At 72.7% G+C, this 14205-nt stretch carries 13 protein-coding genes; 2 read left to right on the top strand and 11 right to left on the bottom strand.

The annotated features are described in order from the left end of the window. Positions 1 to 447 precede the first annotated feature (447 nt). Positions 448 to 1455 (bottom strand): stage II sporulation protein M, encoded by a 1008-nt coding sequence (locus JFN87_RS26930; RefSeq protein ID WP_209344027.1) that lies wholly within the window; start codon positions 1453 to 1455, stop codon positions 448 to 450. 113 nt (positions 1456 to 1568) lie between these two features. Here JFN87_RS26930 and JFN87_RS26925 point away from each other — a divergent pair, with 113 nt between their 5' ends. Further along, the gene (locus JFN87_RS26925) at positions 1569 to 2501 is read left to right on the top strand and encodes an RDD family protein (RefSeq protein ID WP_209344025.1); all 933 of its coding nucleotides are present in this window, start codon (positions 1569 to 1571) and stop codon (positions 2499 to 2501) included. A gap of 34 nt (positions 2502 to 2535) precedes the next feature. On the opposite strand, the gene JFN87_RS26920 is transcribed toward JFN87_RS26925, so the two are convergent. The 8 genes from JFN87_RS26920 to JFN87_RS26880 all read right to left on the bottom strand — a co-directional run bounded on the left by JFN87_RS26920 (position 2536) and on the right by JFN87_RS26880 (position 11150). Then, on the bottom strand, positions 2536 to 3150 hold the full coding sequence (locus JFN87_RS26920) for a hypothetical protein (RefSeq protein ID WP_209344023.1): 615 nt from the start codon (positions 3148 to 3150) through the stop codon (positions 2536 to 2538). 117 nt (positions 3151 to 3267) lie between these two features. Beyond that, positions 3268 to 4725 (bottom strand): adenosylhomocysteinase, encoded by a 1458-nt coding sequence (gene ahcY / locus JFN87_RS26915; protein WP_209344021.1) that lies wholly within the window; start codon positions 4723 to 4725, stop codon positions 3268 to 3270. 261 nt (positions 4726 to 4986) lie between these two features. Next, complete coding sequence (locus JFN87_RS26910) at positions 4987 to 5967, bottom strand: cation diffusion facilitator family transporter (protein WP_209344020.1); 981 nt, start codon at positions 5965 to 5967, stop codon at positions 4987 to 4989. A 112-nt stretch (positions 5968 to 6079) separates the two neighbouring features. Further along, positions 6080 to 7261 (bottom strand): mannose-6-phosphate isomerase, class I, encoded by a 1182-nt coding sequence (gene manA, locus JFN87_RS26905; RefSeq protein ID WP_209344018.1) that lies wholly within the window; start codon positions 7259 to 7261, stop codon positions 6080 to 6082. Positions 7262 to 7672: 411 nt separating this feature from the next. Continuing rightward, positions 7673 to 8941, bottom strand: coding sequence for an SIS domain-containing protein (locus tag JFN87_RS33895; RefSeq protein ID WP_245181849.1), 1269 nt, complete (start codon positions 8939 to 8941; stop codon positions 7673 to 7675). A gap of 38 nt (positions 8942 to 8979) precedes the next feature. Then, positions 8980 to 9162 (bottom strand): Trm112 family protein, encoded by a 183-nt coding sequence (locus tag JFN87_RS26890; protein ID WP_209344016.1) that lies wholly within the window; start codon positions 9160 to 9162, stop codon positions 8980 to 8982. 80 nt (positions 9163 to 9242) lie between these two features. Beyond that, complete coding sequence (locus tag JFN87_RS26885) at positions 9243 to 10625, bottom strand: phosphomannomutase/phosphoglucomutase (protein ID WP_209344014.1); 1383 nt, start codon at positions 10623 to 10625, stop codon at positions 9243 to 9245. A 102-nt stretch (positions 10626 to 10727) separates the two neighbouring features. Then, on the bottom strand, positions 10728 to 11150 hold the full coding sequence (locus JFN87_RS26880; RefSeq protein WP_245181858.1) for a DUF3499 domain-containing protein: 423 nt from the start codon (positions 11148 to 11150) through the stop codon (positions 10728 to 10730). A gap of 168 nt (positions 11151 to 11318) precedes the next feature. Here JFN87_RS26880 and JFN87_RS26875 point away from each other — a divergent pair, with 168 nt between their 5' ends. Next, on the top strand, positions 11319 to 11750 hold the full coding sequence (locus tag JFN87_RS26875) for a metallopeptidase family protein (RefSeq protein WP_209344010.1): 432 nt from the start codon (positions 11319 to 11321) through the stop codon (positions 11748 to 11750). A 22-nt stretch (positions 11751 to 11772) separates the two neighbouring features. Here the strand turns inward: JFN87_RS26875 and JFN87_RS26870 are convergent, their stop codons facing one another. Together JFN87_RS26870 and JFN87_RS26865 are read right to left on the bottom strand one after the other, a co-directional pair. Beyond that, entirely contained in the window at positions 11773 to 13389 is a 1617-nt protein-coding gene (locus tag JFN87_RS26870; RefSeq protein ID WP_209344008.1) for a DUF5719 family protein, read from the bottom strand. Then, positions 13386 to 14060 (bottom strand): hypothetical protein, encoded by a 675-nt coding sequence (locus tag JFN87_RS26865; protein WP_209344006.1) that lies wholly within the window; start codon positions 14058 to 14060, stop codon positions 13386 to 13388. The genes JFN87_RS26870 and JFN87_RS26865 overlap by 4 nt, the downstream gene beginning before the upstream one ends. Between the last annotated feature and the right edge of the window lie 145 nt (positions 14061 to 14205).

Genomic DNA, 14205 nt, shown 5'->3' with positions numbered 1-14205 from the left:
ACATATCTGGCGTTGACTTTTAGCACGCTGTTGAGTTCTCAAGGAACGGACGCTTCCTTCGAAAACCCTCTCAGGCTTCCTCCGGGCGCTTTCCCTTCGGCCTTACGTTTCTGAACTCTACCAGACGTTGTTTCCGTCCGATTCCCCGTCAGAAAGGGATTGCTTCGAGAATTTGACTTGCGTCTTCATTCTTTCCGCTTTTCCAGATCCTAGCAGACGGCTGTACCGGCTGATTTCTCAGCCTGAATTCAGTCGTACTGAGTTTCGGATCCGATCGGCCCACCGGAATCACATCCCGGCCCAGAGCCTCGTAGAGGTTAACGCTCGCCACGCGGGATGTCCAAACGCTCCCGGGCAACTACACGAATCTACTGCCCCGTTCCGACTGCGTCAACAGTTTTCCTGGGGTGCTGACGAGCGTAACAGGCCGCGGGCAGTGGACGCACATCAGGTCGCGACCGGGAGCGCGGCACTCCTCGCGTCGGCCTCCACGTCGCCCGTTCCGCCGGCGCGTGCCGCACGTCCGCCGAGCACGTAGACGTAGGTGAGGAAGGCCAGTTCGGCCAGGACGCCGATGGAGACGCGGGCCCACGTCGGCAGGCCCGACGGCGTGACGAAGCCTTCGATCGCGCCGGATACGCAGAGCACCAACGCCAGACCCACGGCCACGCCCAGGGCGGCTCTGCCCTGCTCCGCCATGGCCGTTCTGCGCGGCAGCGGACCCGGGTCGATCACGGTCCAGCCCAGGCGGAGGCCCGTTCCCGCCGCGACGAACACCGCCGTCAGCTCAAGCAGTCCGTGCGGCAGCACGAGCCCCAGGAAGGTGTCGAGGCGGCCGGCGGACGCCATGAGGCCCACGCCGACCGCCAGGTTCAGCACGTTGGTGAACAGGACCCACAGGACGGGCAGGCACAGGAACGCCCCGAGCACCAGGCACAGCCCCGCCGCCTCCGCGTTGTTCGTCCACACCTGCGCGGCGAAGGACGCCTCGGGGTGGCTGGAGTAGTACGTCTCGTACTCGCCGCCAGGGCGCGTCATCTGCCTGAGCTCTGTGGGCGCGCCGATCGCGGCCTGGACGTCGGGGTGGTGGCCTATCCACCAGCCCATGACACACGTCAGCAGCACGGACAGCAGAGCGGTGGGTATCCACCAGCGGCGGGCTCGGTAGACGGCTGCCGGGAACCCCTCGGTCAGGAAGCGGGCCACGTCGCGCCAGGTGGAGCGCCTGACGCCGGTCACCGTGGCGCGCGCTCCCGACACGAGTCGGGTGAGACGGGAGACGAGCAGCGGGTCGGGCGTCGCCGACTGGATCAGGGACAGGTGGGCCGCGGTGCGCTGGTAGAGGGAGACCAGCTCGTCCGCCTGCGCGCCGTCGAGGCGAGTGCCCCGGCGCAGGAGGCGGTCGAGGCGTTGCCACTCGGCCCGGTGGGCTGTCACGAAGACGTCGAGGTCCATGATCGGCTGCTGCTCCAGGCACTAGTACGGCGCGCTGGCCGTCAGCTTGGCAGACTGGCCCCCGCAGGGGCAGAGGGGTGCCGGGGGAAGCCGGCGGAGGGGCGGGGGGTCTCGTGGACGAGCTGGTGACGGGCGACGCGGTCGTGCTGGGGCTGCGGCCTGCGAGGCTCCCCACCCGCGTGCTCGCCTTCGCGGTCGACGCCGTCGTCGTGGCGACGGCGTACGTGGTGGTCGTGATTGCCCTCGTTCTCGGGACCGGTTCGCTGGACGCCGCGGCGGTAGCGGCACTCCAGGTCGCCGCGGTCCTGCTGATACTGGTCGGCGGGCCCATCGCGGTCGAGACGCTGAGCCGCGGGCGTTCGCTCGGCAAGGTGGCGTGCGGGCTGCGCGTCGTTCGGGACGACGGCGGCCCCATCAGGTTCCGGCACGCGCTCGTGCGCGGCGCCGTGGGCGCGGTGGAACTCCTCGCCTCGTTCGGTGTGATCGCCTGCGTCGCCTCGCTGGTGTCCGCGCGTGGCCGCAGGATCGGCGATGTGTTCGCCGGCACGCTCGTCGTGCGGGAGCGGACGCCGGCGGCGCGGTTCGAGCCGGTGCCGCCTCCCCCCGCGGCGCTCGCCGGCGCGTTCTCGGGTCTTGACCTCTCCTCGGTCCCCGACGGGCTGTGGCTGGCCGTGCGGCAGTACCTCACGCGCATGGGTCAGCTCGACGCCGCGGTGAGCTGGTCCGTGGCCGCCCGGCTCGCGAACGACGTGTCGTCGCGGACCGGCGCTCCCGCGCCCGTGGGCGTGCCGCCTGCCGCGTACCTGGCCGCTGTGCTGCAGGAGCGGCAGGTACGGGATGCCCGGCGCGCGTTCGGCGGTGGCGACGCGGCATCGGGCATGGCGCCGGGCGCGGCACCGGGCGCTTTCCCCTCGCCGGGAGCTGCCGCGCCCGCGGCGGCGCCTGCCGCCACCCCCGGGGCGGCGGCGGACCGGGCCGTCGGGACCTCGTCGGGGCCGTCCGCGCCCGCGCCGCCGCCCGCGACCGGCTTCGTGCCGCCGGCCTGACCAGGGCGTTCGCACGCCCTGAGGACTTGCGGTGTCACCGGAAGGCCGAGGGCGGCTCCGCCAGGTCCTCCAGCTCGATGCCGGGGGCCGCGACGACCACGTCGCCGGCCAGGTGCACTGTCTGCTGTTCCCCCGTGTCCAGGGCGTTGACCTGGTACTCGTCCACGATCAGGGGTCCGTTGTCAGTGGCGTGCGCTTCACTGTTCACCAGGGCCCAGGACTGGTCGACGGTGCGTGGGGCGAGTACCGGGTCCGTGAAGGTGACGAGGCGTACCCGCTTCGCGGGGGAATCGGGGGTGAGCCGCAGCAGCCTGGCTGTGGCGACGAGGAAGGCGGGGGATGCGCCGCCGAAGGCGTGGGCGTCGACGTTGCCCTCGGTTGCGTGTGTGCCGGTGGGGTCGGTGCGGACCCAGGTGACGCCGTCGAGGGCGGCGCCGCGGATCTGCCAGGGGCCGGCGTGCAGTTCGAGGCGGATGGGGCGACCGTGCTCGTCGATGGTCAGGTCGACGGAGCCGGCGTGCGCGCCGGCGGGGGTCGTCGTCTCGGACACATAGCGCCAGCCCGACGGGCCTGGCGCGCAGTGGAAGTGTTCCAGAAGGACGGGGGTGTGGTCGTGCGGATCGTGGAGCGAGTAACGGCCGCGGGGCATGGGGTCGTTCGGGGCCTTCGTGCGGTCCTGTGGCGCCTCGGGGGCGAGGCGGCCTGCTGGGCTGCGGCGGGCGGTCCCGGCCGCCGTGGTCGGTGCGGCGGCCGGGACCGGCGCGGATCAGTAGCGGTAGTGGTCCGGCTTGTACGGGCCGGACACGTCGACACCGATGTACGCGGCCTGCTCGGGGCGGAGCGTCGTGAGCTTCACGCCGAGCGCGTCGAGGTGGAGGCGGGCGACCTTCTCGTCCAGGTGCTTGGGGAGCACGTAGACGTTGATCGGGTACTCCTCCGGCTTGGTGAACAGCTCGATCTGGGCCAGCGTCTGGTCGGAGAACGAGTTGGACATCACGAACGACGGGTGGCCGGTCGCGTTGCCGAGGTTCAGCAGGCGCCCCTCGGAGAGGACGATGATCGTCCTGCCGTCGGGGAAGGTCCAGGTGTGCACCTGGGGCTTGACCTCGGACTTGACGATGCCGTCGATCTTGGCGAGGCCGGCCATGTCGATCTCGTTGTCGAAGTGGCCGATGTTGCCGACGATGGCCTGGTGCTTCATCTTGGCCATGTCCGCGGCCATGATGATGTCCTTGTTGCCGGTCGTGGTCACGAAGATGTCGGCGATGCCGACGACGTCGTCCAGCGTGGAGACCTGGAAGCCGTCCATCGCGGCCTGGAGCGCGCAGATCGGGTCGATCTCGGTGACGATGACGCGGGCGCCCTGGCCGCGCAGGGACTCGGCGCAGCCCTTGCCGACGTCGCCGTAGCCGCAGACGACGGCGACCTTGCCGCCGATGAGGACGTCGGTGGCGCGGTTGATGCCGTCGACGAGGGAGTGGCGGCAGCCGTACTTGTTGTCGAACTTCGACTTCGTGACCGCGTCGTTGACGTTGATCGCGGGGAAGAGGAGGAGGCCGTCGCGGTGCATCTCGTACAGGCGGTGCACACCGGTGGTGGTCTCTTCGGTGACGCCGCGGATCTCCGAGGCGAGCTTGGTCCACTTCTGCGGGTTCTCACCGAGCGTGCGGTTCAGCAGGGTGAGGATCTCGCGGAACTCCTCACTGTCCGCGGTGTCCGGGTCGGGGGCCTTGCCCGCCTTCTCGAACTCGACGCCCTTGTGGACGAGGAGGGTGGCGTCGCCGCCGTCGTCCAGGATCATGTTCGGGCCGCCGGTCGGCGAGTTCGGCCAGGTCAGGGCCTGCTCCGTGCACCACCAGTACTCGGCGAGCGTCTCGCCCTTCCAGGCGTAGACGGGGATGCCCTTGGGGTCGTCCGGCGTCCCGTCGGGGCCCACGGCGATGGCCGCGGCGGCGTGGTCCTGGGTCGAGAAGATGTTGCAGGACGCCCAGCGGACGTCGGCGCCGAGGGCGGCGAGGGTCTCGATCAGCACGGCGGTCTGCACGGTCATGTGCAGGGAGCCGGTGATGCGGGCGCCGGCCAGGGGCTTCGCCGCGGCGTACTCCGCGCGGATCGCCATCAGGCCCGGCATCTCGTGCTCGGCGAGGGTGATCTCCTTGCGGCCGAACTCGGCGAGCGAGAGGTCGGCGACCTTGAAGTCCTGTCGGTTGGCGACAGTCGTCATTTCGAGCTGCTCCTCGTATGGGTCGAGGGTGGGTTCGTTCGGCTGGCTCTGTTGGCAGCGGACATACGGATGCCCGAGCCTACGCGGCACAGTCCGTCGGGCCCCTCTCTCCCTCGGCCGGTCCGCGCGGGGCGGACCGCCCGACCGCCATCAGCAGCGACGTCTGGCTTCCCCGAATCTACACCGGTCGCGCCCCGTGGACACAGCGGACCGGGAGGTGCCCGCGGCTCCCGGGCGGGCAGGTGGAGCGGTTCTGGCAGGTCAGTGCTCCGGGGCGGTGGGGCCGGGGCCGCCCGGTGTTGCCGCGGGGTCGGCGCCCGCGGCGGCGGCCGCCGCGCTGTAGACGTCGGGCTCCAGGTAGATGACGCGCGCGATCGGCACGGCCTCCCGGATGCGCGACTCGGCGGCGTCGATGGCGGCGGCGACCTCGGCGGCCGTGTCGTCGTGCCGTACGGCGATCTTCGCGGCGACGAGCAGCTCCTCGGGGCCGAGGTGCTGGGTGCGCATGTGGATGACACGCGTCACGGTGTCCCCGTCGACCGCCGCCTCGCGGATCTTGCGCACCTGGTCGGTGCTCGCGGACTCGCCGAGCAGCAGCGACTTGGTCTCCACGGCGAGGACGAGCGCGATCAGGATGAGCAGGGTGCCGATGCACAGGGTGCCGGCGCCGTCCCAGACGCCGTTGTGGGTGCCGAGCGCGAGACCCACACCGGCCAGGGCGAGCACGAGGCCGATCAGCGCGCCGAAGTCCTCCAGCAGAACGACGGGCAGTTCGGGCGCCTTCGCGCGGCGGATGAACTCCATCCAGGACAGCGACCCGCGCGTGACGTTCGACTCCTTCATCGCCGTCCGGAAGGAGAAGCCCTCGGCGATGGCCGAGAAGACGAGCACGCCGACGGGCCAGTACCAGTCGTCGAGCGGGTGGGGATCCTTGACCTTCTCGTAGCCCTCGTACAGCGCGAACATGCCGCCGACCGAGAACAACACGATGGACACGAGGAAGCCGTAGATGTAGCGCTCGCGCCCGTAGCCGAACGGGTGCTCCTCGTCGGCCGCCCGCTTCGCGCGCTTGCCGCCGAGGAGCAGCAGGCACTGGTTGCCCGAGTCGGCGACCGAGTGGACGGCCTCGGCGAGCATCGAGGACGATCCGCTGAAGAGGAACGCCACGAACTTGGCTGCCGCGATCGAGAGGTTGGCGCTGAGCGCCGCCACGATCGCCTTGGTTCCGCCTTGCGCGCTCATGGGTTGCGCGGTGTCCCTTCGTCGCGGGGGTGGTCTCGTCGTTCCTGCGGTCCCGTACGCCGTATACGTCGCACAGCCGGTCATTGTTGCAGCCGCGCGCGGCGCGCCGGGCTCAGACCACCACCGTCGCCCGGAAGACCGTTCCCTCCCCGGACAGCTCGGTCTTCTCGCCCGCGCTGACGAACACCGCGTCGCCGGGCCTCAGTTCCAGGTCGTTCGCGCGCGGCGCGCCGGACGTGCAGAGCAGGATCTGCGGGGCGGAGGGCGCCGTCAGGTCGCGGGGGGTGCCGCCGGGCGCGAGCACGTACCGGGAGAGGCGGAACTCGTCGATGCCCGTGGCGTACACCTCTGCGCCGTCCGCGTCGGGCTCCGGCCGCAGCACTCCGGGGTCGCCGGCCTCGAAGCGGACGATGCGCAGCAGCTCGGGCACGTCGATGTGCTTCGGCGTGAGGCCGCAGCGCAGGACGTTGTCGGAGTTGGCCATGATCTCGACGCCGAGCCCGCTGAGGTAGGCGTGCGGGACGCCGGCTCCGAGGAACATCGCCTCGCCCGGCCTGAGGGTCACGGAGTTCAGCAGCATGGCGGCGATGACGCCGGGGTCGCCGGGGTAGTGGCGGGCGATGGACGCGTACGTCGCGTACGGGCCGCCGAGGCGCCGCGCGGCGTCGGCCGCGGCCGTGACGGTTGCGGCGGTCGCGGCCGCGTCACCCGTCAGCACGGCGGTGAGGACCTCGCGCAGCGCGGCTTCCTCGGGCCGGGCGCGCAGCAGGTCCACGTAGGGCTTGAGCGAGTCGACGTCGAGGGCCTCCATCGTGGCGGCGGCCTCGGCGGCCGGACGGAAGCCGCACAGGCCCTCGAAGGGCGTGAGCGCGCAGATCAGTTCCGGCTTGTGGTTGGCGTCCTTGTAGTTGCGCTCGGGGGCGCCGAGGGGGACGCCCCTGCGCTCCTCGTCCGCAAAGCCCTCCTTGGCCTGTTCGAGGTCGGGGTGGACCTGGAGGGAGAGCGGGGATCCGGCCGCGAGGAGCTTGAGGAGGAACGGCAGGCGCGGCCCGAACTTCCCGACGGCGGCGGCGCCGAGTTCACCCTCCGGGTCGGCGGCGATGACGTCCGCGAGCGACTGCTCCCGCTGCGTGCCGTCGGGCGCGGTGCGGGTCACGCGGGAGGGGTCGCCCGGGTGGGCGCCCATCCAGACCTCGGCCTGGGGCTCACCGGTGGGCTCGAGGCCGAGCAGTTCGGGAATGGCGGTCGTGGAGCCCCAGGCGTAGGGACGCACAGGGCTGGAGAGGCGATCCATGGCGGGCATTCTCCCTTGTCCGTCCGGGCGGCGGGACAGCGGCGGGACAGCGGCGGGAAAGCGGCGGGAAAGACAGGCCCGGTTCCGGCCCCCCGGACTCCGGCTCCCCGGACGAGGCCTGCTGCACGCACGCGCATCCGGGCTGGGCCCCGCGGGCTTCCCGGCCGGGCGGAGATCAGGTCGCGGGCAGGGCCTGGAGGGCTGCCCGGACGGGCGGCCTCGCGACCCGCCCGGACATCGGGCATGCCCGAACAGGCGCGCCCGCTGCCCGTATCGGCAGGACGGCCACCTCACACGCCCGGCAATCGCCCGATCGGGCCGCGCGGTTGCCCGGAACGACTCCACCCGTGCCCGAATGGATACCGGCTGGCTGCCCTGTCAGGCGTCCGTGCGTACCCCGCTCGGGCCGCGTCACGTGTCCTTCGCCGTCAGTGCCATGTACGCGACGGTGAAGTCGGTGATGGCCAGCAGCTCCGCGAGTGCTTCCAGCGCGCCGCCCTCTTCCGGCTCCAGTTCGCTGAGAGGCGTGTCGTGGTCCTCGGCCGCCTCCCGGGCGGCCGGCGCGGCCGAGAGCCCGTCGGCCGGACGGTCCCGCAGCAGTACGACACGGGCCCGCAGCGCCTCGGGCTCCTCGACACGGTCCCGGAAGAAGTCGTCCGGGTCGGCGCCTCCCGCGAACGCGCCGCGCAACAGCGCGCCGTGCGACGGGAGCGCCTCGGGCAGGTCCGCGGCGAGGGCGGGCCTGCCGGTGAGCTCAGCGAGCGCGGTGGCGAACCTGCGGCCGACGGGGGCCGCGGCCTCGCCCTCCGTCCAGATCAGCGGCAGCGAGTCGGCGAGCTCGGCCGCGAGGGTCTTCGCCGGGTTGCTGTACGTGGCGATCGCCGGGCCGCAGCGTTCGGCGACGCGGTCGAGGCGGTCCGCGAGTACGTTCATCGTCTCGGGCGGCGCGTCGATCAGGCCGATGCGGTCGAGCAGCACCAGCAGCGGGGTGAAGAGCGCCCACAGCGCGCCGGGGCCCGCGGCAACCGGCTCGTCACGCGGCCACCGCCCCGCGAGGGGCGTGGAGCCGGAGGCGTCGCCGCTCTCACCGGCGGAGCGGCCGGCGCGTTCGCCTTCGCCGTACTCGTGCTGAGCGCCGAACTCGTCCTGAGCGCCGAACTCGTCCTGAGCGCCGTACTCGTGTGCCGGGGCGACCGCCAGCGGCACCAGCAGGCCCCGCGCGCCGTCCACGGTCTCCGTGAGCGGCGAGCCGCTCGGCGCGACGGCGACGACGGAGCAGCCGCGCCGGTACGCCTGATCGGCCAGCAGGCCGAGGCCGGGTTCGCTGCCGTCGGTCGTGACGACGAGCAGCAGGTCCACGGCGCCCGTCCAGCCCGGCAGCGTCCAGCGCAGCGCGCCCGCGGCGGGCGCGACACCGGCCGGGCGCAGGCGCGTGACGGGCGCCACCGCCCCGGCGAGCGCGCCGATCAGGTCGGCGACGGCGGACGCGGCGGCCCCGGAACCGGCGACCAGCACGGAGCGCGGCCGTCCCTCGGGTGCGAGGCGCGCGACGCCGGCCTCGTCCGCGTTGCGCAGGGCCGTCCTGACGCGTGCGCCCGCCTCGGCGGCGCCGCGCAGCAGGCCGCGGTGGTCGGCGCGCGCGAGGGCGTCCGGGGCGTCGAGCATCGACTCGTCGAGCATGGTGTGGCCTCCGGGCCGTCTGTACGCGTCGGCGCCGCTTACGCCGGGCGGCGTGCCTCGTCGACGAGGAGCACGGGGATCTCGTCCCTGACCGGGTACGCGAGGCCGCATTCCTCGTTCGTGCACACCAGCTCGGGGTCGTCGGCCTCGGTGCGGTCGCTGAGGGGTGCGTGGCAGGCCGGGCAGGCGAGGATCTCCAGGAGGCCGGCTTCGAGCGGCATGAGTGGGGGTCCCTTCGGGCTGGGTGACTGGCCTCGTCAGCGTACCCGCAGGAGCCGTGAGGGCCGCGGTCCCCGGGCTGTCACCCCCTGATGGTCTTGAGGGCTTCGTCCCTGACGGCCGCCATCATCTCCTCGTCCCGCGCCTCCACGTTCAGGCGCAGCAGCGGTTCCGTGTTGGACGGGCGGACGTTCAGCCACCAGTCCCCTGTGGTCACCGTCAGGCCGTCCAGGTCGTCGAACGACACGTCGTCGCGGCCGGCGTACAGCGCGCGCACGGCCTCCGTGCGTGCGTGCTGGTCCTCCACCGTGGAGTTGATCTCCCCGGAGCCCGTGTACCGCTGGTACGCACCGAGCAGGGCGGACAGCGGGGCCTCCTGGCCGCCCAGGGCGGCCAGCACGTGGAGCGCGGCGAGCATGCCCGTGTCGGCGTTCCAGAAGTCCTTGAAGTAGTAGTGCGCCGAGTGCTCGCCCCCGAAGATCGCGCCGGTGCGCGCCATCTCCTGCTTGATGAAAGAGTGGCCCACGCGCGTGCGGACGGGGACGCCGCCCTGCTCGCGCACGACCTCCGGCACGGACCATGACGTGATCAGGTTGTGGATGACCGTCCCGCCCGGGTGCTTCGCCAGTTCACGCGCCGCGACGAGCGCCGTGATCGCGGACGGGGAGACGCCTTCGCCACGCTCGTCGACCACGAAGCAGCGGTCGGCGTCGCCGTCAAAGGCGAGGCCCAGGTCGGCGCCCTCGGCGCGCACCCGCGCCTGGAGGTCCACCAGGTTCTTCGGGTCGAGCGGGTTGGCCTCGTGGTTCGGGAACGTGCCGTCGAGCTCGAAGTACATCGGGACGAGGTCGAGCGGGTGCCCGTCGAAGACCGTCGGCACCGTGTGGCCCGCCATGCCGTTGCCCGCGTCGACGACGACCTTCAGGCGCCGGATCCCGCTCAGGTCCACCAGGCCGCGCAGGTACGCCGCGTACGACGCGAGGGTGTCCCTCGTCGTGACGCGGCCGCTCCGCGGCTCCGCCCGGGGCTCCGTCCGCCGCGCCGGGAGGCCGGTCCGCATGGCCTCCTCGACCCTCGCCCTGATCTCCCGCAGACCGGTGTCCTGGCCGACGGGCGCCGCGCCCGCCCGGCACATCTTGATGCCGTTGTAGCGTGCCGGATTGTGCGACGCGGTGAACATCGCGCCCGGCAGGCCCAGCGAGCCCGACGCGTAGTACAGCTGGTCCGTCGAGCACAGGCCGATCACCGTGGCGTCCACGCCGCGAGCCGCCGCGCCGCGGGCGAAGCCCTCCACGAGAGCCGGCGAGGACGGGCGCATGTCGTGTCCCACGACGACCTCGCGCGCCCCGGTCACCTCGGCGAACGCCGCCCCGAAGAGCTCCGCCAGCCCCTCGTCGAGCTGGTCCGGGTAGACCCCGCGCACGTCGTACGCCTTCACCAGCTGGGACAGGTCCGCATCAGCCACGAGGTGTCTCCCGAGTCGGTCATGGGCCGTCGTGCGGACGGCTCCGTCGTGCGATCGGCTCACCGTACCGCCGGGCCCACGGCCGCTCCCGGGCGCCGCCGGTCAGGGCTCGGGGCTGCGCAGTACCCGCAGGTGGCCCCTGCGGCCGACCTCCATCGGGTCGGCACCGGGCGCGCCCTTGCCGCCGGCCTCGGCCGCGCGCTCCTGGGGGCGTGCCGCCTCCCGTACCGCGTTGGCCAGCGCCTCGAGATCGTCGCCGCTCGGGCGGGTGGGGGCCGAGCCGTCCGTGAGGCGTACGACCTCCCAGCCGCGCGGGGCGGTCAGGCGCTCACCGTGTTCCGCGCACAGGTCGTAGCAGTGCGGTTCCGCGTAGGTGGCGAGCGGGCCGAGTACGGCCGTCGAGTCGGCGTAGACGTACGTCAGCGTCGCGACGGCAGGGCGGCCGCAAGCGGTGCGCGAACAGCGACGTACAGGGCTCACGATGTTGGACGGTACCGCACTCTTGAGCGGGCCGCGACGACTCAGCTGCACGTCACCCGCCCGTGTCGCCCTGTGAGATCCCGCACAGCTGACTCTCTGTCAGCCACAGGGGACCCTCAGCGCTCGCCCGGCCCTCCTCCGCTGCTCCCCCGGGCGCCGTACGGGCGGCGGCGCCGCGCCGCCGTCCGTGCGTGGAAGTACGCTGCGTCAGTGATGGACAGCCCCGTACCGCCGCCGCCGCCGGCCGAGCCGAGGCCGCGCCGCCGCGACCGCCACGGCCGCGGGATGCGCGGCCCCGTCGCCCCGCCGCAGGTACCGCTCTCCGCGAGCCGCGCCGAGACGTTCCAGGACCTGGTACGTGACTCCGTGGACCGTCTGGAACGGCACTGGCCGCAGCTCGCCGACGTCGAGTTCTTGGTCATGGACGTGCCGGGCACGCAGGAGGAGTCGGTTCCGCTCGGGCGCTCCGTGCCGGCGGGCAAGCAGCAGCCCGCGCGCATCCTGGTGTACCGGCGGCCCGTCGAGATCAGGTCGAAGGGGCGCGACGAGCGGGCGCTGCTGGTCCACGAGGTGGTGGTCGAGCAGGTCGCCGAGCTCCTCGGGCTCGCGCCGGAGTCCGTCGACCCGAGGTACGGGCAGGAGTAGCGGGCCGCGTCGGCCCGGCGGGCTAACCGTCGCCCTGCAGGATGGACAGGTCCTGCCGGGCCTTCGGCACCGAGACCGTGCCCCGGTCGTCCGGGAGGGTCTGGACCGTGAACATCGAGATGCCGCCCTTCGGCAGCGACAGGGTCCGCGCCGCGTACACCGGGCCGCCCGACACGGTCTGCACCGTCAGCGCGTAGGAGCCTTTCAGGCCGCTCGGGACGGGCGGGGTGAAGGCGAGCGTCGTGCCCGCCTTCACGGTGTACGTCTTCTGCGTCTGCTCCCCGCCCTTGGAACCCGCCGACGCGGTGACCTTGACCTGTGCGGCCTTGTCCGGCGCCACGAGCGACAGCGTGGAGCCCTTCGACCGGTTGTCCGCGACCGTCGCGCGTGACGCCACGGGCCCAGTGGCCGGGATGAAGGCCATGTCCTTCCCGTCGCCCTTTCCGCGGGTGACCCGCAGCGCGGCGACGACGGGCGTCGCCTCGCCCTTCTGCGACGGGCTGAGGATCAGCGAGCCGGCCTCGCCCCGGGTGACGTTCCCCAGGTCTACGGAGGCCGTCATGCCCGACTTGACGTGCAGGGACTCGTGCCCCGCCGGCACGATGCCGCCGCTCGGGCCGGCCAGCTTGAGGTTGAGGTCGGCGTCGTTCTGCCCCGGCGCGTAGACCACGAGGCGCACGTCGGAGGCGTCGTCGGGGATGCCGGGCATGACGAGCGTGGGCGACGGGTCGGCCGAGGGTACGAGCCAGTCGCCGCCGGTCTTCGCGTCGGACGCGCGCAGCGCGGCGCCGACGCGCCCGCTGCGGGTCGTCACGTGGACCGTGACGTCGTCCTCGGCCTGCGAGGTCAGCGTGGAGAGCAGGACCGGGACGCTGGAGTGGGCCGGGACGGGGATGCCCTCGCCCGTGTCCGACTTCATCACGCCGTTCTTGCCGTACATCTGGAGATCCACGACGGCCGTGGAGTCGTCGGGGTTGGTGAGGTGGACGTAGTCCTCCCTGGACGACGCGGTGCTCGCGCCGGGCAGCCAGAAGTCCGTGTCGGGCGCCGTGCAGGTCAGCGCGGCCAGGCCGCGCCCGTTGCCGACGTCGTCCGTCGTGGTCTCCTGCGTGGTCCAGCCCGGGGCGAGCGCGCCGGTCGCGGTGCCGATGAGCGCGGTGGGGCTGTCGGGCGCGGTCGCGGTGACGGGCGTGCCGGGCTGCTTGAGGGAGAGGACGGGTTTCTGGGCTGGAGCGGACGGGGAGGACGAGGCACCGGCGGACGGGGACTTCGACGACTTCGGCGTCTTGTCCTTGGAGCTCTTCTTGTCCTTGGAGCCGCCCTTGTCACCGGACCCCTTGCTCGCGGACGGCGTGCCACCGGGCGTGGGCGCGGGCGCGGCCGGTACGAGCGCGGCGGCGCCGGCACCGTCCGACGCGGCTGAGGTGCCCTTCGGGGTGAACGAGGTGTAGGTGGTGTCGGCGGTCTGGGAGTCGCCGGGCGAGGGGCAAAGACCGCTCGAACGCTGCACGGGCAGCTTCCGCGGCGCCGCGGCGGCCGCCGCTGTCCCGCCGCCGCCGGACGAGGTGACGGAGGCGATCCCGGTGACCGCGGCGAGGGCGACGACGGCCGCGCCGAGGGAGAGGGTCGTACGGTTCACTGGTTGCTGCTCCCGTCCGGGTGCTGCGGCTGCTGGTCACTGTTCCCGCTGTGCCCGCCGTCGGGGCGCGGCCGCGGGTGTTCGGCTCCCGGCTGGTCCTGCTGCTGCGCGTCGTAGCCGTACGGGGCGTACTGCGCCGGGTCCTGGTACTCGCCGTAGCCCCACTGCTGTTGCGCGGCGAACTGCTGCTGGTCGCCGTAGGCCGGGTCCGCGTACGTCTGGCCGTCCGGGTACTGCCGGCTGTCCGGGTACTGGCCGTCCGGGTACTGCCGGCCGTCCCCGTACTGGCCGCCTTCGTAGTGCTGATCGGCTCCGTACTGCGGCCCGTAGCCGTCCCGCACGTAGCCGCCCTCCGCGTAGCCGTCCTGCCCGTAGCCGTCCTGCCCGTAGCCGTCCTGCCCGGGGATATCGCCCTGCGGGTAGCTCCCCTGCGCGTACGGGTCCTGCGGGTAGTTCTCCTGCGGGTAGCCGCCGGCCCCCGCGTACTCCTCCTGCCGCGGGTAGCCGTCGCCCGCGTACCCGCCGCCCGCCGTGTCCCAGTCCGCCTCCGCGTCCGCGTATGGCTGCTGGTGCGGGACGGTCGCGCCGCCGGGGGCCGTCGGCTCCTGCTCCTCACTGTCGGCCGCGGGCCGCCCGTCCGCGTCGAACGCGTCCTCCGCCGGGCCCGGCACATACTGCGCCGCCTGCGCGGCCTGCGCGGCGCCGCGCGGCCCCTTGTATGGAATGCCCGGCTTGTTAATGCCGGGTTCGCTGTAGTCAGTCGGCTGCCACTTCTACGCCGTTGTGCTCCCTGCTGGATTGGAAAAGTGTATGGCT

This window comes from Streptomyces montanisoli, from assembly GCF_017813245.1.
GTDB classification, from domain to species: Bacteria; Actinomycetota; Actinomycetes; order Streptomycetales; family Streptomycetaceae; genus Streptomyces; species Streptomyces montanisoli.
Note: the sequence above shows the minus strand (reverse complement) of the source record. Positions and strands in the feature narration are given on the sequence as shown.